Genomic DNA, 20,606 nt, shown 5'->3' with positions numbered 1-20,606 from the left:
CTGCTGGGTCAAGGGCTCTACGATGAGTTGTCATGGACATATCCCGACAATCAAAGGGTCGCCTCGCGAACAGCCCGGCGACCCTACGTCCGGTCGTTCTTCTTTCACCGATAACAACCGTGGGGGTTCACCACGGTGAGGGTGGCCGATGACCTCTGCATGGTTCCTCCTCGGTATTTTGATTTTGTTGATTGCTGCGAATGCATTGTTCGTTGCGGTGGAGTTTTCATATATCACCGTTGACCGATCTCGAGTGCAAAAAGCTGCGGCTGAAGGAGATCCGACGGCGCAACAAGTCGAGCGCGGTCTGGGTAAGTTGTCCGAACAGTTGTCGGGAGCTCAGTTAGGTATCACAGCCTGCAGCCTGATTACTGGATATGTGGCTGAGCCTTCTGTAGGTCAGCTTCTGGCTGCTGCCCTGAATGCAACAGCCCTTCCGGCCTCGGTGTCGATGGCTGTATCCGTATCCGGAGCCTTCATTATTGCCACTTTTACTCAGATGGCTTTCGGGGAACTAGTTCCTAAAAGTTGGGCGATTGCTGAACCAAACCGCGTAGCCCGTTTGGTTGCTTATCCGCAGGCTTGGTACATGCGTTTGTTTGGTTGGTTGGTTCGTTTTTTTGATCGAGCCGCCGAACGAGTGGTGCGCGCGTTAGGTATGGAACCCGCAAGCGAATTAGATCAAGCTCGTAGCCCCGCAGAATTGACTGCACTGGTGCAGTACTCAGGCGAAGAAGGCACACTCGATAAAGCCACAGCAGAGCTGGTGGCGCGGTCAATTGAATTCGGTGACCGCACAGCCGCTGAAGTGATGGTTCCGCGCCCACGTGTGAACTTCGTAGAACGAGAAACCACAGTGGAAGAGCTGATCGCCCTTGTTATCGAATCAGGACACTCCAGATTCCCCGTCCAAGGTGATGACGTCGATGACATTGTGGGCATCGTTCACTACAAAGCCACATTGGGAGTACCCATCCAGATGCGCGCGCAGCGTCGTGTCGAAGAGTTCATGGTTGCGCCGTACGTAGTCGCCGAAACGATGACGCTGGATCCGCTCATGCGTGAATTGCGTGAGCCTGGGCTGCAAGCAGCAATCGTGATTGATGAATATGGCGGTACCGCAGGTCTGGTGACTTTGGAAGATCTCGTTGAAGAAATCGTTGGTGAGATTCGAGACGAACACGACCAATATGTGCGCAGATATCGGCGCACCAATGACGGCGGATGGATGATTTCTGGTTTGCTCAGGCCAGATGAAGCCTCAGCAATTATTGGCCTAGAAATCCCCGAGGGTGAAGACACCGACACGATGGCCGGTCTCGTAGTGGAGCAGCTGGATCGGATCCCAGAGCCAGGAGACCAGACCGTTCTTGAAGTGAAAGACCCACAACGTCTTGATGACAAAGAACGAGCCGTGCCTGCGTGGATCAGATTGACGGTGGTGAGCCTGGATGGCCATCGCGTGGATCGGATGATCGTGCACCGCTTCGACGAAGATCCGCGCGTATCTGAGCTTGGTCATGGCGACTCGTCTGTGGAGTCCGAGAACACGGCTAACGACGTTGAGGGTGGTGCACGATGAACGAAGGTGCCGCGCTGGCGATCATGCTGGTGTTTCTCGTGTTTAACGCGATCTTTGTGGCTGCAGAGTTTGCACTGGTTTCAGTTCGCCGCGACCAGCTAGAGCCACTAGTCCACGAAGGTAAATGGTCGGCGCGAATCACCATGAAGGTGGTTAAAGACGTCAACGTCGCGATTGCCGGCACCCAGCTGGGTATTACAGCCTCGTCGTTGGCAATTGGTGCAGTAGGTGAACCTGCACTGCATCACCTCATGGCGGCTCCGTTTGCATTCATGGGGGCGCCAGCGTGGCTGGTAGGACCGGCAGCGTTGGTGTTGTCTTTGGTCATCGTTATCTACCTGCACATGGTGTTGGCAGAGATGGTCCCCAAGAACATTGCATTGGCGGGGCCTTTGAGGGCTTCGTTGGTGCTGGGACCTTTCATGTACTTTTTTGACTTCCTCGCTCGACCGTTTTTGTGGTTGATGAATGCGACGGCGAATGTGGCGCTGAAACTAGTGCGGGTAGAGCCTAAGAATGAGGTGACGGCGGCCTTCGATCGGGATCAGGTGCGGTCTTTCATTGAAGAGTCAGGGCGCGAAGGCGTTCTGGATGAAGATGAGACGGCGCTGCTGGCGCATGCCCTTGACTTCGAAACGGGTGTGGCCTCGGACGTGGCATTGCCTGCTGACTCGTTGAGGACAGTCCCGGATTCAGTGTCGATTTTAGAGCTGGAACAGTTGGCTGCCCAGACAGGATTCAGTCGCTTCCCGGTGGTGGGGGGCAAGGGCATGTACATCGGTTACGTGCACGTCAAAGATGTATTGGGGGCCCCGGATGCCTCGCAGCCAGCAGTGCCGCGGTACTTGAGCCCGTTGCCCTCGATTCCAGCGGACATGGGTTTGCGCGAGGTAGTCAGGCGTATGCAGCGTAGCCAAGTGCATTTGGCAGTGCTGACCGGGGAGGAGGGGGTTCCGGCGGGCTCTCAGGGCGCGGTAATTGCGTTGGAGGACGTGCTGGAAGAGCTGGTCGGTGATGTGCGAGAGGCGATTGCGGTGCCTGATGCTGCATCGGCGGGGCGTGGGCTGCAACAGAATGTGTAAATAGTTTTACGACAAACAATGTCAGGGGCTTGGCCATAACAAATGATGCGTTATGACCAAGCCCCTGACGTTGTTGCTTGGGGTAACCAGCTCCGGATTAGCCGTGCTTGGCGTGGAGGGCATGTGCCTCGGCGAGGTGTTTTTCGAGTTCTTTGTGTTCTTCTACCAGGTGTTTGAAGCGGTCATCGATGCTGCGCAGGCTGCGCTCTTCGACGAGCATTTTCTGGTAGGTCTCTTCGCGGTATTCGGCGTCGACATCGCTGTCCAGGTCGATGTAGGTCATGGCGTGGCGGTTGGTGTTGTTGATCAAGGAGACCGCTTTGCCCTTGGGGGACAAAAGGGAAGCGATGACCGTGATCGCTAGAACGCCGATGATGACGCTTAGAGATAGGCCGATGCCTACCTCAGGTACATGGATGGGTTCGCCGTTGTTGAGCCAGGGCAGGTTGTTCTCGTGCATGGCGTGCAAAATCAGCTTGACCCCGATGAAGAACAGGATCGTGGAAAGGCCCCAGCTGAGGTAGATGAGTCGGTCCAGGAGCCCATCGATGAGGAAGTAAAGCTGGCGCAGCCCCATGAGGGAGAAGGCGGTTGCCGTGAAAACGTTGAAGACGTTTTGGGTTAGGCCGAAGATCGCCGGGATTGAGTCCAAAGCAAAGAGTAGGTCCGTGCCACCGATAGCGACCATGACCAGCAGCATGGGAGTGAGGTGGCGTTTTCCGTCCACCATCGTGGTCATGCGGTCGCCGTCGTAGTAGTCGGTGGTGTGGAAGATCTTACGTGCGATGCGGACGATGATGTTGTCGGCTTCTTCGGCAGGGTCTTCTTCTTCACCGCTGAGTTCGCTTTTAACCATGCCGAATGCGGTCCAGATGAGGATGGCGCCGAAGATGTAGAACACGGCAGCGAAGGCGTTGATGGCTGCGGCGCCGACGAAGATGAATGCGCTGCGGGCCAAGAGCGCGAAGACGATGCCGAAGAGCAGAACTTTTTGTTGGTCTGCCCTGGGCACTTTGAAGCTGCTCATGATGATGAGGAAGACGAAGAGGTTGTCGACGCTCAACGCTTTCTCGGTGATGTATCCGGCGAACCATTCCCCGCCCATTTCGGCGCCGCCGATTACCCATACCGCTGCTCCGAATGCGACGGCGATGCCCACATAGAGAGCCGACCAGATCGCGGCTTCTTTGAGTGTTGGTATGTGTGCCTTCCGGATGTGGAAGAAGAAGTCATACGCCAGGAGCGCGACGATCAGAGCGATCGTTCCCTCCCACACGATGGCGGGGATATCCACTTGCTGCCCTCTCTCGAGTCTGGGTCGGTAAGCCACGAAGGAAGCACACGGGGGGCGATCTGTAGGGTGTTGTCGTGGAACACCCTCGCCGAAGCAGCAGGGGACGGAGCTGGTCCGGCCTCTGGGCCTGTGGCCCCCGTAGCGCTGCCGACACCGGGACGAGCGAGAACGTCGTCGCATGTCGGTGATCCGTGTGGCGATTCCGCGGACCCGGTCCACGCAAACACCAGAGCTCGTTACGTGCCGGTACCCCGGGCAGGGTGTCGGTCGTTCTCGAACTCGTCTTCGCGAACAGGGATGTGACTTGAGCCTACACGGGAGTTTGTGCGGCGTTGAAGATGGTGCAAGCCAACCTTTAGCGCGGGTCGTCTCCAGAGAGCTGGTGGTGCAGGCAGGTCAGTAGGTGCTGGCTGCTTGTGCGGGGTTTATCGGGGCGTTCCTTCGAGGCGGTTTCGTGCTTCTTGCACGATGCGTGCTGCGGCGGCCAGGGCACGGCTTTCGGCGTCGTCTCGGGCTTGTGCTGCGAGCATGTCGGCGCGTAGGCCGCGTAGCAGGGTTGGGAGTGCGTGGCGTACGTCGAGGTCGTCGGTGGCGACGATTTCGCAGGTTGCGAGGTGGTGGACGAGTGCGGTGAGGCTGGTGCGTGCCACTGCGGTGCCGATGTATTTGTCGATGCTTGGTTGGGTTCCTGACTCGAGGCTGTCGAAGAGTGCCCCTCCGGCGATGGATAGGGGGCCGCGGTTTTCGTGGGAGCGCATGAGGGCTATGGCGGCGATGAGCCCGGATTCGTAGCGCACGCACATGGCGTTGGACATTGCTTCGGCGAGAGCTTCGTGGGGGTCGCCTTGGGCGCGGGGGGTTGCCTCGATTCCGCTGTGTCGGGTGGTTTGCCACAGGGTGCGTTGGATATTTCGGTGGGAGCGGACGAGGCGGGTCAGGTCGGTGCTGGAGATGTTGAGGTCCAGTAGTCCGGCTATGTCTGAGATGAGTAGTTCGCTTCGGCGGGCCCAGTGGTGGTGTTGGGGGACGTCGATGGAGAAGAGGAGGTCAAGCAGTACGCGGCGGCAGATTGTGGCCGACTCGTGTTCAGCGAGGACGTTCAAGGCGGTGCGTAGCCGTTCTGCGAGCTGCACACCTGTGGTTCCGGGGAGTGCGGTGCTGCTTGTGGGGCCGGTGGGGGGCCGTTCGGTTCCTGTGGTGGGGCAGTGGTTGTCGTATCGGTTGCTGCGTTCGAGTTTGGTGAGAGTGCTGACGGCGTCGAGGCGTAGTGCGTCCAGGCCTTCGAGCTTCAGCTGGGTGATGGTGGGGTCGGAGCGGTAGGCGTCTCGCATCAGGACGTGCAGGCGCGCGAGTCTGATGAGGCATTCGGCGTCGGCAGTCGCGATGAGAGGATTGCGTATACGCACGATGACCTCGCGGGGCAGCAGCGGACATGGGCAGGGTGGGCTTCGCTGGAACGTCACGCCCGTGTGAACCGGTCCCCTATTCCGGTGTTGCTACCGCTGCGGCCCGTTGTCTGGACCTCGAGCACTTCGACGATGGGCGAAGCTAACAGCAATCTCGTTAGACCAGTGGTTTGCTCGCGACCTGGGTTGGGTCGCGGCCGCTGGAACGATAGTTGCGGTCACTCTGTGAGTGAGCCTACTCGTCGTGTGTCCCACGGGGCTGAGGCGTGGCTTTCTTGGTGGTCAAGATCGGGTAAATGAGTTGTCTGTTATGGGTTGGTTTTTTGGGTGTCAGAAAGCTTCTTTCCTGGTGAGGAACGGGGCATGATGGGGGTGTGGGCGTGGCTATGGCCTCGCATGGATTGTGTTCTGGCTGAAGGAGTCTGCTGTGCAAAGTGTGCGTAGGTCGCTATACAAGATGGGTTTGGTCCGCGACACGGACCGTGGCTGGCTGGGTGGAGTGTGTGCTGGCCTGGCAGGCAAGTTTGGTATGGACGTGAAATTGATGCGGGTGTTGGTGTTTGCGGGCATGGTGGTGGTGCCAGGAAGCCCAGCGGTGCTGTATCCGATTATGTGGGTATGTATGCCACGCCAGGACTGGCGTCCTGGCGTGGTGGGTGGGCATTCGATGCCGGTTATTGGCCATAGTCCCCAGGACTACGTGCCACCTCGCCGTTGACCTGTGCGCTGGGTGGGGGTAGGGGCGTTGGTTTTTAGCAGCGGCGTAGTACTGACACGAGGAAGTTTCCGTTTTCGTACGGTTGGAGATCCCAGCTGGCCAGGTTCAGGGATGGGGTCAGCCCTGCTTGGGCTGCGTCGTGGAAGAATTCGTCGAACTCGTATCCGCGTCCTGCGCCGAATCCGATGACCGCTCGTCCAGCGGGTGTCAGGTGTGCGGCCAAGCGGGTGAGTACGCGCTGGCGAGTGCTGGGGGCTAGGAAGGTCATGACGTTGCCAGCGCACACGATCATGTCGAATGGGTCAGTGATCTCATGCGCGGGCAGGTCGAGGGCTGCGAGGTTTTCGGTGATCCAGGTGGCTTGGGGGTAATCCTGGCGTGCTGCCTCGATGAGGACAGGGTCGCCGTCGACGCCAACTATGGTGTGCCCGTGTTGGGCCAGGTAGCCGCCGACGCGTCCGCTGCCACATCCGGCGTCCAGGATGCGGCAGCCTCGGGTAGCCATGGCGTCGATGAGTCGGGCTTCGCCGAAGATGTCTTCACCGTTGGCGCTCATGGTGCGCCAACGGTCGCGGTACCAGATGGAGTGGTTGGGGTTCTGGGCAATGATGTTGTCCCAGGCGCTGGGTTCGTAGTCGTTGGCGGGCGCGGTCATGGAGGCCTCTTTTCGTAGGGGTAATGATTGGTTGCTGCGTTGCACCCTACGTGGATGTGTTGGGTGGTTAGCGGCGGTGTATCTGTCCCACGGTGAGGTCGCTCAGGGTGCGGGTGGCGGCTTTGATTCCGGCGAAGAGCTCACGGATTTCGCCTTCGGCCCATTCAGGTGAGGTGTTGGTGGTGTCGTCAGCGATGCCGATGGCGTCAATGCCGGCGGCGCGGGCTAGGGCCACAGCGCGAGGTAGGTGGAAGCGTTGTGAGACGACGTACATCTGGGTGATTCCAGCCTCAGCGGCGTTACGCATGGAGGCGTAGGTGTTGATGCCGATGGGGTCGTGGTCGATTTTGTCTGCAGGGATTCCGTGTTCGCGTAAGTAGTTGGCCATGGTGGTGGTTTCGCCCAGTCCCCCGGAGTTGCCGTCGCCGGTGACGAGGATGCGTTCGGCGAGGTTGGCGTTCCACAGTTGTAGAGCAACATCCAGGCGGGCAGCCAGGAACGGGCTGGGGCGCCCTTCGGGATATGCCTGGGCGCCGAGAACCATGACGGTGGCTGGGTGTAGGCCCTCGCTGGTGGTGCGGTCGGTTGTGATGCCGAGTTGGTGGGCGGAGAAAACACGCCATTGGGAGGCTCGATAGATCCACAAGCTGGATCCGGCCATCGCGAGGCTGATGCCTCCAAGCGTGACGCCAGTGGTGAGCAGGGTGTAGATGAGGGGTTTTGGCAGTGCGGTGTTTTTCATGGCAGGTGCGTTCCGGCAGGAACGGTTCTAGCTCCGTCGTGTTCAGTGGCGGTCAGGGTGGTTGTTCCGGTGATGACGATGTCGTTTTCGAATGTCCAGTCACCTTCAATGGTGAGGGATTCTGCCTGGCATAGGGAAGGCGGTCCGGCGGGGAACCGTGCTTCGAAATCAGCGATTTTCTTGTAGTGGTTGGGGTCCAGGGTGATGGTGGGGGCGGTATCGGCGGTCATGACCAGGTGTCCGTGTGCGTCTCGGTGGTAGACGTCGGAACGGATGAGCAGGAGCTCGTTGGTGGTTTTGACTGGAAGGAAACGGGACCGGGGGACTTCGATGGCGGTGGCGTCGTCAAAGATTTCGATGGCTGCGCCCATGGCAGATTCGATTTGGATCACGGGGGTGGTGGTGGCGTCTTTGGGGTCGACCGTTTTTCGGTTGGCGATCATAGGTAGGCCGATGGCGCCGTTTTTGTGTTGGAGGGTGCGCAGAAGTGCAGGTAGGTGGAGCCAGAGGGTGTTGGTGTTGAAGTAGGCGTGCTTGGTGATGTCTTGGAAGTCATCGAGGTCTTCGGGCAGGGTTTGAGCGACTTCGCGTAGGACGAGCCGGTTGTCGCTGAGGCGTTGGGCGAGGTGGCCGCCTTTGCGGTCCATTTGGGTGCGTTTGCACACTTCCATGGCGAAGGCTGAGCCGGTGGAGGCGAACCAGCCTGCTAGTTGGGCGTTGGGTGCGGCCCCGAGGTTGTCTGCGTTGGAGACGTTGGCGTATTCGTATCCGGCTTCGATGAGTTGTTCGAGGATACCGGTGTCTAGTAGTGAGGGGTAGAGGTCACCGTGGCCAGGTGGGCACCATTCGAGGGCGGGGTCGGTGGGCCAGCTGACTGGTTCAAGGGTGTTGGCGTGGAGTTTGGGTTCTTGGGACTGCAGGAAGTCAATAGGTAGGTTCTCGACGGCCAGGTGAGGATATTTTTTCAGGGCCTGGAGGGTATCGGTTTGGGTGTTGAAGCTGTTCATGAACAGCAGGGGGAGAGGTGCTGCGTAGGTTGCGCGGGCTTTGGTGACTTGGTCGACGATGATGTCGAGGAAGTTCATACCCTCACGCACAGGCAGCAATGTTTTGGCTTTGTCTAACCCCATGGAGGTGCCTAGACCGCCGTTGAGTTTGATGATGACGGTTTTTTTCAGGGCGGCAGCGTCGGCTTCGGGGTCGGTGCTCCTCTCGGCGAGGGTGGGCAGTTCCCGGATAGGGGTGATGCTTTCTTCGGGGATGAGTCCGGTGCTGCCGGAAGCGAGTTGATGGTAGTAGGACTCGAATGTGGCGATCGCTGCGGGGCTGGCTCCGGCGTCCTGCATTTTTTGGCGTGCGTGCTGTAGTCCGGGAGGCGTGATCGCTGTCATGGCCCGATCTTAGGTGTGGATTGGTGGTTTGGGCGGGGGTCTGCTGGTAGGTCAGGGTGTGTTGCGTGGGGAAGCGGTGCGCTGCATCCAGCGCAGCACAAGAATGGGCAGGATGAGAGGTAGGAGTAGGTATCCGATGCCGTAGTAAGACCAAACGGTGGCGCGAGGAAAGAGCTGGGGTTGGAGGATGCTCAGGGTGCCGATAATGAGCACGCCCGCTAGCTCGATGAGGCATATGGTGCGCAGCGCGGCGCGGGAGCCGGGGTGCCCCCAGCGCAGGAGAAGCACCAGCGCGATGACGTAGATGGTGGCCGACAGTGCCGAGAGAGTGTAGGCCAATGGTGCTTGGGCGGCGTTAGTAGCTAGTTGGTAGACGGCGCGTGAGGTGGCGCCAACGGCAAAGACGCCATAGATGAGGGTGAAGAGGCGTCCGGGGCCGGAGGTGGTTTCGGTGGTGTTCATCAGTGACTCACGTTGAGATAGCCGAATGGGATTCCGAGGGTTTGAACTTGGCGGATGAGCATGAAGGTGGCGATGAGGGTAGCGACGCCGATGATCACCAGTCCCCAGCGGTCGAGTTTTTTGTAGGTGAGGGCGAAGCCAGCGGGAACGATCAAAGGGGTGCTGATGAGATAGCTGATGTGCGTTGCGATGCTGGGGATGTGGTGAGCTTCGCCGGTGATGAGGGCGATGATGTCGACGATGACACCAGCAAAGACCACGAGGGTGCAGATAGCGGTTATTGCCAGGCCGATAGGGCGGGGAATGGCAGGTGGAATAGCCAGCAGGAGGGTCAGGCCAGCCAGGCAGGCGGTGATGATGGAGATGATTTCGAGGGCTGCGATCATTGCGGCGCGGCTCCTGCGTGTGGATGGGCGGGGTAGTCCCCACTGTACGTCCGAAAATTAGTGAAATTTTTTCTTGGACGGGTGTAACACTTCGACGGCAGTGCCGATGTAGAGAGTGTCAGCGCGGGCGCGGCTACGGGGAAGCGAAGTCGTTCGTGTTGATGTGAGTCAGTGACGTAAGGGGGATCGCGCCACTGGTTCTACTGGGAGGGGAACGTGACGGCCCGGCTTAGCTCGGTGGGGGAACCGAGTTAGCCGGGCCTCACACGTATTGATGGGGTGATTAGACGCCATCAGGTCGTGCTGTCAGCACGATCGGGCCTTCTTCTGTGATGGCGATGGTGTGTTCAGAATGGGCACCGCGGGAGCCGTCTTTGCTTCGCAAAGTCCAGGTGTCTTCTGGGTCGGTGTAGATCTCGTGGGTTGTGGCCATTAGCCACGGTTCAATCGCGATGACCAGACCGGGGCGCAATTTCAATCCGCGGCCGGGGCGGCCATCGTTGGGCACGTGCGGTTCTCCGTGCATGGTTCGGCCTACCCCATGTCCTCCGAACTGGGTGTTCACGCTGTACCCCTGCGAGCGGGAGTACTCCCCGATAGCTGCGGAGATGTCACCGAGTTTGTTGCCCACACGTGCTTTGTCAATCGCGCGGCAGAGAGCTTCTTCGGTGGTGGCGATGAGTCGTTGGTCTTCTTCGCGGGGGGTTCCCACAATGATCGAGCGTGCCGAGTCAGCCACCCAGCCATCGACAGATACCGCGAAGTCCAGGCTCAACAAATCTCCGTCTTGAAGTACCTGGTTCCGGGGGCGCCCATGCAGGACAGCGTCGTTGACCGACAGACAGATCACGTGACCGAACTTCGAACCACCGAAGCTGGGGTGATAGTCCAAGTAACAGCTCTGCGCGCCCCGCTCTTTAACCAGTTCGTGTGCACGTGCATCAATGTCGAGCAGGTTGTCTCCCACTCGCACTTCGGCGGCTAGCGTCGCCAATGTCGCGGCAACGAACTCACCAGCTGGACGCATCGCCTCGATCTCGGCAGCAGTGCGGTACTCGAGCATCCACATTCCCTTTCTTATGGTTCATCACGCCCCACCTAGCCGCTCGCGGCCAGCCCAACTTTGTGCGCGGTTGCTGTGGCAGACAATTCCGGCGCATTCAGGCCCCCATATCTTTATGTGGGTGCATCGGGGATAGACCACTGCCCGGCGGCCTCACTAGACTCCAATACGCTGCTCACGAGATGCGAGCAGCTAGCCGCCCGAACATGATCCTTGTGTCTTACGGCGGTATGAATGGGGTCGTTATCACCAGGCTACGCGGGGGGAGCGCGCTGGTGAAGACCCACTCACCAGCGGGGGAATGGACGGTATAGGTGCGCAAACTAGCAACGCGTGCAAGCTGGAATCTGATTGACCAGGGGATCTACTCACTGGCCAACATGTTCCTGAGCATCGTGGTGGCGCGCCACGTCGGTGACGAATCTTTTGGTGCCTTCGCCATCGGTTTCCTTATCTACGGCATCGGAGTAGCAGTAGCGAAGTCTGCCTCCGGGCAACCCCTGCAAATTCATCACAGCGCAGACAGCATCGAACAGTTCCGAGAAGCAACCGCCCGCGCCAACGGAGCCACTCTCGCGATGGGGCTGCTCGGCTCAGCTATCTGCCTGCTGGCCGGGCTCGGCATCGGAGGGGCAGTCGGTCACGTACTCCTCGCACTGGCGCCATGCTTACCCGCCCTTATGGTGCAGGACAACTTCAGGATGGCGTTCTTCGCCAACGGGCAACCCCACTTGGCTGCCCTCATCGACGTCATCAAAGCGGTCCTGCAGTTCGGATTCCTCTTCGCTCTCGTTGCCCTGGGCTGGACCGAAGTTGGCATCCTCACCCTCAGCTGGGGAGTAGCTGGAGTTCTGTCAGCCATCGTCGGCGCGTTGCTTCTGCGTAGCTGGCCTCGACTCAGCGCCACCGGCGACTGGTTCCGCGACAAACGTGACCTGGTCAAGTACCTCTTCGGCATGTATGTCCTCGGACTCGGCGCAGCACAGCTAGGGCAGCTACTCATCCCCGTTTTAGGCAGCACCCGTGACTCCGGCTCAATCCGTGGTGTAGACACCCTGCGCGGCCCACTCAATGTTCTGGGCCAGGCTGCGCTCGCATTTGCTGTGCCGGAGATTTCTCGTCGCGCAGAGATGGGACCCAAAGCCCGCATGCGCGGAATGTGGGCGCTGTCCATCGGGACAGGGCTTCTTTCAGCGTTCTACGTGACTGTTTTGCTGCTTATCCCGCACGATGTGGGCTTAGCCCTCTTGAACGAAACCTGGGATGGCACCCGCGAAGTGATCCTGCCTATGGGTGTCCTTTCTGTTGTAGCGAGCTTTACTTCCGGGGCAGGTGCGCTGCTGCTGGGTATGGGGCTAGCCCGCCGCACCTTCCGCATCAATGTGTTTAAAGCCCCGCTTTTGCTGGCGATGCTCATTCCGGGAACATACTTTTGGGGGGCGTTCGGTGCGGCCTGGTCGATGGCGCTAGCAGAGATCATCATCATGCCGTTCTGGTATTGGGCTGCCATCCGGGGTGCTTACGGGCACTATGACCATGAGATTGAGCGTGACCACGTCTCTGAGGCTTCTGCTGAAAAAGCGAAGGAAGACAACGCCTCCTGAGCGAAGGGCTCGGCGCGTCGATAGCGGCGCTACGGCATCCGCTAACGTTGCATGCATACCCTTCCCGTGTATAGACGATGACACGGGAACAGGTGATTCACGATGGAGACCCCCCTCAACGACACGCCTACGCTCACCCGCCGCGCAGTGATCAGCGGAGCCTTAGGACTAACTGGTCTGGCATGCCTAAGCGCCTGCGGAGCAAACAACAAAACCGCAGACCAAGGCACAAAAGGCCACAACGACTCCTCTTCTACACAAAACCCAACAAACACCCCCGGTACACCTGCCCAAATGGCAGCCCGAACCATCGTTCCCGTCCTGTGCTACCACCAGGTCCGTGACTGGACCAGCGAAGACACCGAGTACACACGCAGCATCCTCGTGCTTCCCCCAGACAGGTTCTCCGCACAACTAGACGCCATCAAAAACGCTGGCTACACCACCATTTCTGGCGACCAATACCACCAACACATCACGACAGGTGCCCCGCTACCACCCAAACCAGTGATGCTCACTTTTGATGACGGCAAAGACAACCAACACGCACACGCCTTCCGCATCCTCAAAGAAAAAGGCATGACCGGCACCTTCTTCATCATGACCGTCGTTATCGGCAACAACGGATGGGTCACCAAAGCCAACATCAAAGAAATGGCCGACGCCGGAATGACCATCGGCGCCCACACCTGGGACCACCACCGCGTCGACCAATTCACCCAAGCCCAGCTGCAACAACAACTTCTCGGCCCCAGACAAACACTGGAAAAAATCACCGGGAAACCTGTTCTCGACCTCGCCTACCCCTATGGAGTCTGGGACGCTGACGGCGCCGACCTAGTGAAAAAAGCCGGATATCGGGCGGCTTATCAACTTCAAGACAAACCCGTTGACCCAACCCGGCCGCTCTACACCATCCGCCGCCAGCTCGCTGGCGCCACAATCACTGCCGAAAACATGCCAAAAACCCTGCAAGGATTCGCCACCGCCGGGAAAGACTCTCGCTACAGCGGCTAGGGCATGAGCGCAGTTCTGCCGGATCAACATCGAAACCTGCGGGCTCGGCCCCCAGCACAACGACCTTCGCTCCGAGATCGAATCAGCCATAGACGAAGAATGCGCCAGGCGTCGGTAACCCAGATTCCAGAGCTAGCCCAGTCGAGGGCCACTTTTAACCTGAACTGACCGACTGCGGCAGAAGAAGACGGCGGCGGTCAAGAATCGGCCGTCCGAGGCGAACACAGAACCACGACAGCACAGTGCCCCTTCTCGACCACGCGGGCATTTGGCAGACACCCCTAGCCCCCATCAAGGAAAAGAAATGACAGGCCGCCTCAGCTTCCCGTAGCGGCCCACCACGATCAAGCAGTAGCAGGCGGGTTAGCGGACTGCACTTCAGGACCCGTCGACTTGCCCAGATCCTCAGCGTTTTCGTCCCACTCCTGCCACGTCTCGTGACGTTTCTCATCACTTTCGGCCAGAGCACCCTGCAACGCATCTTCATCCAAGTGATCGACATACAAAATGCCGTTCAAATGGTCGATCTCATGCTGCAGGCAGCGAGCAAACAGCCCCACACCCTCCAGATGAATCGGGTTACCCCGAATATCGAAACCATCTGCACGCACCCGCGTAGGACGCGTCAACTCAGCAAACGCACCCGGAACAGACAAACAACCCTCTTTGTCTGTCACCGTCTCGTCCTCATCCAGCACCGTGTAAGTCGGGTTGCACATGTGACCCACATGCCGCACCTCATACGCGTCCGGGCAGTCATACACAAACAGCCGCAACCCCACACCAACCTGCGTGGCAGCCAACCCCACCCCGTTAGCGCACTCCATCGTCGCGAACATGTCATTGACCAGTTCGCGCAACTCCTTAGACCCAAAATCAGTGACGTCAGCAGCAGGCTCGTGCAGCACGCTCTCCCCACGCACCGTGATCCGCAACCGCTTACCTCGCCGCACCTCCACCAGAGGATCCGGCAGCTTATTCACAGGCTCACCCATGAACCGAGGCCGAGAATCCCGACCTCCCACCAGCGACGATGAACGCGACTGGTCACGGCTGAACGATCCAAAAGAGGAAAAGCTGGGGCACATGTAAACCATTGTCCCCGATCCGTGCCCCACGGGAAGACCAGCACGAGCGCCGCGCCGACAACACCTCTAACCAACTCGCCCAAGCCCGGCCAATCCCCTAGAAGTTCGCAAGATCTACATGCCACTGGGCGTATGGCACACATTCCGCAACGGACGCCCCTGACGCAGCGCCATCACGTTCTGCACAATCAACTCATCCGCGCCCAACGGCCGCCCACCAGCAGCATGCGGCGTAATAAACACATTCGGCGCACTCCACAGCGGTGAATGCGATGGCAACGGCTCCACCGAAGCAACATCCAACGCCGCACCCCCCAAACGCCCCTGACGCAACGCCGCCACCAACGCATCCTCATCCACCGTCGACCCACGCCCCACATTCACCACCAACGCCGTATCAGGCAACAAATCAATCACCCCCGCATCCAACGCCTTCACTGTCGAAGCAGAATGCGGCAACACCATCACCAGCACATCAGTACGCGGCAATACCGACGCGAACTCATCCGAGGTCACCACCGGAAAACCCGCACGCTCACCAGCAGAACGCGCAACCCCCGTCACCTCTGCACCCAACGCCCGCAACACCGGCGCCAACGTCTGACCAATGCTGCCAAACCCCCACACCGTCACCCGCGCACCAATCAGCGTGGTTGCCCGACCGTCTTCACGACGCATCGTCTGCACGCCACCAATGTCGTCATTCCACTCACAACGCTCCTGGCTCACCCACGCTTGCGGCAACTGCCGCAGCAACGCCAAAACCAGCGCAAGAGCATGCTCGGCCACCGGACGATCATGCAGACCAACCCCGGTGCAAACCGTCACCTCCTCCCCAAATCCCGCAGCCAACACCGCATCCGGACCAGCCGCTAACGCTTGCACCAACTGAAGATCGGTCATGGTGGCCGCAGCATCTGCCAACAGCTGTGCCCCCTGACCCCACACCACCAACACCTGCGCATCACGATGCTGCGGCGGCACCCCACCAGATCCGGAATATCGCACCACCTCCACCCCAGAACCAGCTGGGAAAATCGGCGCGGGACCGGTGTATTCCACAGGAAGCAAAACCTTCATCAGTGAACTCCTCACTCAGCAACGTTGCATCAACCACGTTCGCCCCCCACCCCACACCGCACGCAATAGACACGCCCACAAACACGACTGCACACCACGCACAGCGTGGCCACCGCAGTACGCCCGGAGGTCGGTAGGCTGAGCGGCGTGCTGACGATGCAAGACGCCCTCATCAAGCTCAACGAATACTGGACCGAGAAAGGCTGCCTTACATGGCAGCCAAATAACACCGAGGTCGGTGCCGGAACCATGAATGCCGCCACCGTTCTACGTGTACTTGGCCCCGAACCCTGGGACGTCGCATACGTCGAACCGTCAGTGCGCCCCGACGACTCCCGCTACGGCGAAAACCCCAACCGTCTCCAAACCCACACCCAATATCAAGTCATCCTCAAACCCGAACCAGGCGACCCCCAAGAGCTCTACCTCGGCAGCCTCGAAGCTATCGGCATCGACCTGGACGCCCACGACGTGCGCTTCGTCGAAGACAACTGGGCCCAACCTGCCATCGGAGCCTGGGGACTTGGGTGGGAAGTCTGGCTCGACGGAATGGAAATCACACAATTCACCTACTTTCAGCAAGTAGGTGGCCAAACCCTGGACCCCATCCCTGTCGAACTCACCTACGGGATGGAACGCATCATCATGGCCCAACAAGGCGTCACCGACTTCAAAGACATCGTCTACGCCATCAAACCCAACGGCGAACACATCACCTACGCGGACGTATTCCTCCAACAGGAATACGAAATGAGCCGCTACTACATCGACGAAGCAGACGTTGAGGCTAACCACGCCCTCTATGAGCATTACGTCGCCGAAGCCCAGCGCATGATCGACGTGCGCCTTCCCGTCCCGGCACACCAGTACGTGCTCAAATCCAGCCACGCCTTCAATATCCAAGACTCTCGCGGAGCAATCTCCACCACCGAACGAGCCAAAGCCTTCGGCACCATGCGTCGTCTTATGCGCGACACCGCGGCCCTATGGATCGAACGCCGTGAAGAACTCGGCCTACCGCTCATGCGTGAAACCCCACGCAGCGAATTCACCCGCGAACCCCTCGACACCACCAGCCTGCCATCCACGCCTCAAACCCTCGCTGTGGAAATCGGTGTCGAAGAACTACCCCCGCATGTTCTTCCCCAAACCATCGACGCGGTCCGTGAAGCTCTCACCACAAAACTCGCCGCCACTCGCCTGAGCCACGGCGACATCACCGTTGAAGGCACCCCTCGCCGCATCGTTGCCATCATCAACGACCTCGCCGCCGTTGAACCCGACGCCGAACAACTACGCAAAGGCCCCAAGTGGAGTGCTGCGTTCGACGCCGAGGCAAACCCCACCCGCGCACTGCAAGGCTTTATGCGCGGTCAAGGAGTCACTGAAGAACAGATCATCAAAGCCAGCATCGGCGGCAACGACCACGCCGCCGTCGCTGTGAAAATCGCTGGCCGGGGTGTACTTGAGGTCGCCAGCGAAATCATCACCGAAACCATCGAATCCCTCCGCGCTGAAAAGAACATGCGCTGGAACGACCCCAACCTGTCGTTCTCCCGCGCCATCCGCTGGCTTGTAGCGCTCTGGGGATCGAGCGTCGTACCCGTCGACGTCTCCAACGTGCACTCCGGACGGCGCACCTACCTGCAACGCACCACCGCAAGCACCGCCGTCACCGGCCGCCGCGCAGACGGAGCTGCCGTCGGATGGGTCGACATCCCCGACGCGAACGCACTTACCAGCACCATCTGCGCCGGGCACATCGAGCTATCCACCCAAGCGCGCCGCGACGCCATCATCGAACAAGCCACCGCCCTTGCCGCCGAAGTCGGCGGAACCATCGACTTCGATACCTACGCCGAACTCGTCGACGAAATCACCAACCTTGTCGAAGACCCCCACGGCGTCCTCGGGCACTTTGACGAGCGCTATCTAGACCTACCCGAGAAGGTACTCGTCACCGTCATGCGCAAACACCAGCGCTACCTGCCTGTCTACGGACCCGACGGCACCCTCAAACCCCACTTCGTCACCATCGCCAACGGTTTATGCGATGACAATGTCGTCCGCGCCGGAAACGAATCCGTCATCCGTGCCCGCTACGAGGACGCCCTATTCTTCTGGAACAGCGATCTAGCCGAAGACACTCTCGAATCATTCATCCCCGGCCTAGAAAAACTCACCTTCGAGAACCGCCTCGGCTCGGTAGGTATGCGCGCCCGCCGCATCGCCGATGTGGCCACCGCGCTGAGCACACGTTTGGAACTCGCTGACACTGAACGAGACACCCTCACCCGCGCAGGAACACTTGCCAAATTCGACCTCGCCAGCAAAATGGTTGTCGAAATGAGCTCACTAGCTGGGTTCGTTGCCCGCGAATATGCCCGCATTAAAGGTGAAACCGAGGCTGTAGCGACTGCCCTGGCTGAAATGGAAGAGCCGCACACCTCCGCGGACCCAGTACCGGCTACCCTGCCCGGAAGCCTGCTGGCCCTGGGGGATAGGTTTGATCTGCTGGCAGCCATGTTTGCCGTCGGAGCCAAGCCCACCGGTTCCTCAGACCCCTATGGACTACGCCGCGCCGCACTCGGCGTGGTTCGCATTCTGCGCGAGGCAGCAGGTACCCCGCTTGCCGGAATCACCATTGCCGACGGCCTGGCAGCTGCGCTGGAACGGCTACGCGAACAAGGAATCGAACCTGTTGACGGTGCCGCCCAAGCCGCGCTGGACTTCACAATCGGCCGTTACGCCCAGCTGCTCCGCGATGAAGGTATCCCCGCGGAGGTCATCACCGCGATCCTGCCCGCCGCGAATGCACCCGGACGAGCCGCTGAACTCCTCAACCAGATCACCGAGCTCATGAACTCCGATAGCACCAGTCACGAGTTCGCTGACGTGGTCGCAACCATGGTGCGCATCGTGCGTATCATCCCCGCCGGAACCAACACCGGGATTGACCACGACCACCTGAACGAACCCGCTGAAAAAGCCCTCGCTAACGAGGTCCAATCCCTCCAGAGCGCCGGACACTGCCCCGCCAGCTCCTCGCTCACGGATTTCGTGCACTCCGCAGGAACACTCGTCACAACAGCGGCAACATTCTTCGACGACATCCTCGTCATGGCCCAGGATCCAGCAGTGAAAGCAGCCCGCCTAGGACTGCTCGCTAGCGTTCTTGACCTCGCTCCCGAAGGCATCGACTGGAAAGCCGTAGACATCGCTCTCACTCAACGCGGATAACCAGCCCAAAAAAAGGGGGGGATCCATGGATTCCATGGATCCCCCCCCTTGGGCCCAGAAAAACTTCTTCAACAAGCCCCCGAGCACCACCGGCCTTAAATACAACCCACCACCCACACAGCTCGCGCTATGAAACTGCATTTGCCCACGCCAACCACATAGAGCCGCCACAGACACGACATCCTGAAAAGACACCCCGCAATTTATATGCGAGTTGGATACGACAATACGGGACTCAAACGCCCTCACCCCGTTGAATGGTGAAAACCACCAGGGACAAGTCGTGAGGGGCTGACACAGCTGATGTTGGGCGGATTCGCACGTAACCGAAAAAACCACGAGGACCGTGCCGCGGACGCACATCACGCGAAAACCACCAGCGATCACAACCTCAACGAAACCAGCACCCCAGCCACACCCAACACCAAAATCATCAAACTCACCCGCGGGCACATCAGCGGAGTAGTAGCAGGGCTCGCCGCAGCGGGCATCGTCACCACTGGCGTGCTCAGCGTCGGAGCAGCCACCACCACTCCACCGCCAGCCACATCCCCGGCCACCTCTACCTCACCGGCCACCACCCCCAGCGGGCATCCCCTCACCCCCGTAGAAGCAGCACAACTCATCCAAGCTGCGATGAAGACCGCCTCCGCCGCAGCCGTGCCCCCAGCAAGCAAAGTCACCGCTGCCCCCGTGAACGGCACCATCCCCGCACGCATGGTCCTGGCCTACAAACGGGGCGAATACCTCGCTGCTAAACGCGCACCTTCCTGCAAAATGCCCTGGTGGCTCCTCGCCGGAATCGGCCGTGTCGAATCCGGACACGCATCCAACGGCGACGTCGACGCCAACGGAGTCACCCGAACCCGAATTCTCGGCCCACGCTTAGACGGCCAAACCCCAGGAATCGCCCGCATCAACGACACCGACCACGGTGCCCTCGACGGCGACACACTCTTCGACCGAGCAGTTGGCCCCATGCAATTCATCCCCGGCACCTGGAACGCAGGTGCCGGCACAGACGGCAACGCAGACGGAACCGCAAACCCCTCCCAAGTTGACGACGCTGCTGCCAGCGCCGCCCTATATCTATGCGGCGGCGGCGGAAAAATGACTAACAGCACCGACCTCGCTAAAGCCATTCTGCGCTACAACAACTCAAGCCAATACGTTCAAGACGTCATCGCCGGAGCCATGGCCTACCGAGATGGCCGCGTCCCAGTCACGCCACCGCGTGAAGTCCACGCAGTACCAAGCAAAACCACAGACACCACCGCTTCGGAAACTCACCCCGCCCCCACAGCCACAGCTTCTCCCACGAGCACCAAACCCACTGCCACCAGCAAACCCAGCACACCTACCAAGAATCCCACCACACCTATCACCACACCCACCACGCCGCGCCCGCCAGCCACAACACGGCCCAAGCCAACACCTACCACGCCCACACCCACCACGGCGAGGCCTACCCAACCAGCTCCCACTTTCACCACACCAACTAGCCCCAACCCCACCTCCACCACTACGCCCAGCACCCCCACCACGCCCATGCCAACTTGCCGTCCCAACCCCACTGCCAGCCCGACGTGGACCCCTGGTCCAGGGGAACCCACCATCGACTGGACAGAACCTGACCACGCGAAACTGCCTGTCTGTGAGAAGGATCAACTTCCCTTCCCAGCTCCCACAGCTTCCGCCTCCTCAAGGTGACCTGAATAGGCTCAGGGATGTCTCAGAAACGCTTGTAGCAGCGACGCTACCTCCACCGCGTATTCCAATATCCGAGAAGATACGCC

At 59.8% G+C, this 20,606-nt stretch carries 17 protein-coding genes; 7 read left to right on the top strand and 10 right to left on the bottom strand.

Annotated elements, in window-relative coordinates; translation table 11 throughout:
• Window positions 1–148: 148 nt before the first annotated feature.
• Both AC2T9U_RS11160 and AC2T9U_RS11155 read left to right on the top strand, forming a co-directional pair.
• Window positions 149–1,582, top strand: coding sequence for a hemolysin family protein (locus AC2T9U_RS11160; RefSeq protein WP_115032134.1), 1,434 nt, complete (start codon window positions 149–151; stop codon window positions 1,580–1,582).
• Window positions 1,579–2,664, top strand: coding sequence for a hemolysin family protein (locus AC2T9U_RS11155; protein WP_493696133.1), 1,086 nt, complete (start codon window positions 1,579–1,581; stop codon window positions 2,662–2,664). Before AC2T9U_RS11160 ends, AC2T9U_RS11155 begins: the two co-directional genes overlap by 4 nt.
• 97 nt (window positions 2,665–2,761) lie before the next feature.
• Here AC2T9U_RS11155 and AC2T9U_RS11150 read toward each other — a convergent pair whose 3' ends face one another.
• Complete coding sequence (locus AC2T9U_RS11150; RefSeq protein WP_493696132.1) at window positions 2,762–3,958, bottom strand: TerC family protein; 1,197 nt, start codon at window positions 3,956–3,958, stop codon at window positions 2,762–2,764.
• Window positions 3,959–4,383: 425 nt separating this feature from the next.
• Window positions 4,384–5,364, bottom strand: coding sequence for a hypothetical protein (locus AC2T9U_RS11145; RefSeq protein ID WP_493696131.1), 981 nt, complete (start codon window positions 5,362–5,364; stop codon window positions 4,384–4,386).
• A gap of 427 nt (window positions 5,365–5,791) precedes the next feature.
• Here AC2T9U_RS11145 and AC2T9U_RS11140 point away from each other — a divergent pair, with 427 nt between their 5' ends.
• Window positions 5,792–6,082 (top strand): PspC domain-containing protein, encoded by a 291-nt coding sequence (locus AC2T9U_RS11140; RefSeq protein ID WP_493696130.1) that lies wholly within the window; start codon window positions 5,792–5,794, stop codon window positions 6,080–6,082.
• Window positions 6,083–6,116: 34 nt separating this feature from the next.
• On the opposite strand, the gene AC2T9U_RS11135 is transcribed toward AC2T9U_RS11140, so the two are convergent.
• The 6 genes from AC2T9U_RS11135 to map all read right to left on the bottom strand — a co-directional run bounded on the left by AC2T9U_RS11135 (window position 6,117) and on the right by map (window position 10,781).
• Window positions 6,117–6,737 (bottom strand): class I SAM-dependent methyltransferase, encoded by a 621-nt coding sequence (locus AC2T9U_RS11135; RefSeq protein WP_493696129.1) that lies wholly within the window; start codon window positions 6,735–6,737, stop codon window positions 6,117–6,119.
• A 67-nt stretch (window positions 6,738–6,804) separates the two neighbouring features.
• The gene (locus AC2T9U_RS11130) at window positions 6,805–7,479 is read right to left on the bottom strand and encodes a SanA/YdcF family protein (protein WP_493696128.1); all 675 of its coding nucleotides are present in this window, start codon (window positions 7,477–7,479) and stop codon (window positions 6,805–6,807) included.
• Window positions 7,476–8,870, bottom strand: coding sequence for a UTP--glucose-1-phosphate uridylyltransferase (locus AC2T9U_RS11125; protein WP_493696127.1), 1,395 nt, complete (start codon window positions 8,868–8,870; stop codon window positions 7,476–7,478). Before AC2T9U_RS11125 ends, AC2T9U_RS11130 begins: the two co-directional genes overlap by 4 nt.
• Before the next feature lie 51 nt (window positions 8,871–8,921).
• Entirely contained in the window at window positions 8,922–9,332 is a 411-nt protein-coding gene (locus AC2T9U_RS11120) for a hypothetical protein (protein WP_493696126.1), read from the bottom strand.
• Window positions 9,332–9,718: a hypothetical protein gene (locus AC2T9U_RS11115; RefSeq protein WP_493696125.1), complete on the bottom strand. Its 387-nt coding sequence runs from the start codon at window positions 9,716–9,718 to the stop codon at window positions 9,332–9,334. Before AC2T9U_RS11115 ends, AC2T9U_RS11120 begins: the two co-directional genes overlap by 1 nt.
• A 283-nt stretch (window positions 9,719–10,001) precedes the next feature.
• Window positions 10,002–10,781, bottom strand: a complete 780-nt coding sequence (map, locus tag AC2T9U_RS11110) for a type I methionyl aminopeptidase (protein WP_493696124.1) — start codon at window positions 10,779–10,781, stop codon at window positions 10,002–10,004.
• A 380-nt stretch (window positions 10,782–11,161) separates the two neighbouring features.
• Between map and AC2T9U_RS11105 the strand changes: the two genes are divergently transcribed.
• On the top strand, window positions 11,162–12,385 hold the full coding sequence (locus AC2T9U_RS11105; protein WP_493696123.1) for a hypothetical protein: 1,224 nt from the start codon (window positions 11,162–11,164) through the stop codon (window positions 12,383–12,385).
• 102 nt (window positions 12,386–12,487) lie between these two features.
• Window positions 12,488–13,402 (top strand): polysaccharide deacetylase family protein, encoded by a 915-nt coding sequence (locus tag AC2T9U_RS11100; protein ID WP_208304251.1) that lies wholly within the window; start codon window positions 12,488–12,490, stop codon window positions 13,400–13,402.
• A gap of 344 nt (window positions 13,403–13,746) precedes the next feature.
• On the opposite strand, the gene def is transcribed toward AC2T9U_RS11100, so the two are convergent.
• Window positions 13,747–14,385: a peptide deformylase gene (gene def / locus AC2T9U_RS11095; protein WP_258553281.1), complete on the bottom strand. Its 639-nt coding sequence runs from the start codon at window positions 14,383–14,385 to the stop codon at window positions 13,747–13,749.
• A 219-nt stretch (window positions 14,386–14,604) separates the two neighbouring features.
• Window positions 14,605–15,570 carry an NAD(P)-dependent oxidoreductase gene (locus tag AC2T9U_RS11090; protein WP_493696122.1) on the bottom strand — a complete coding sequence of 322 codons (966 nt, stop codon included), beginning with the start codon at window positions 15,568–15,570 and terminating at the stop codon, window positions 14,605–14,607.
• Between the two features lie 156 nt (window positions 15,571–15,726).
• On the opposite strand from AC2T9U_RS11090, the gene AC2T9U_RS11085 reads away from it, so the two are divergent.
• Window positions 15,727–18,810, top strand: coding sequence for a glycine--tRNA ligase (locus AC2T9U_RS11085; protein WP_493696960.1), 3,084 nt, complete (start codon window positions 15,727–15,729; stop codon window positions 18,808–18,810).
• Window positions 18,811–19,113: 303 nt separating this feature from the next.
• Entirely contained in the window at window positions 19,114–20,520 is a 1,407-nt protein-coding gene (locus AC2T9U_RS11080) for a lytic transglycosylase domain-containing protein (protein ID WP_493696121.1), read from the top strand.
• The last annotated feature ends 86 nt before the right edge of the window (window positions 20,521–20,606 follow it).

This window comes from Dermatophilus sp. B7861-1, from assembly GCF_058996045.1.
Note: the sequence above shows the minus strand (reverse complement) of the source record. Positions and strands in the feature narration are given on the sequence as shown.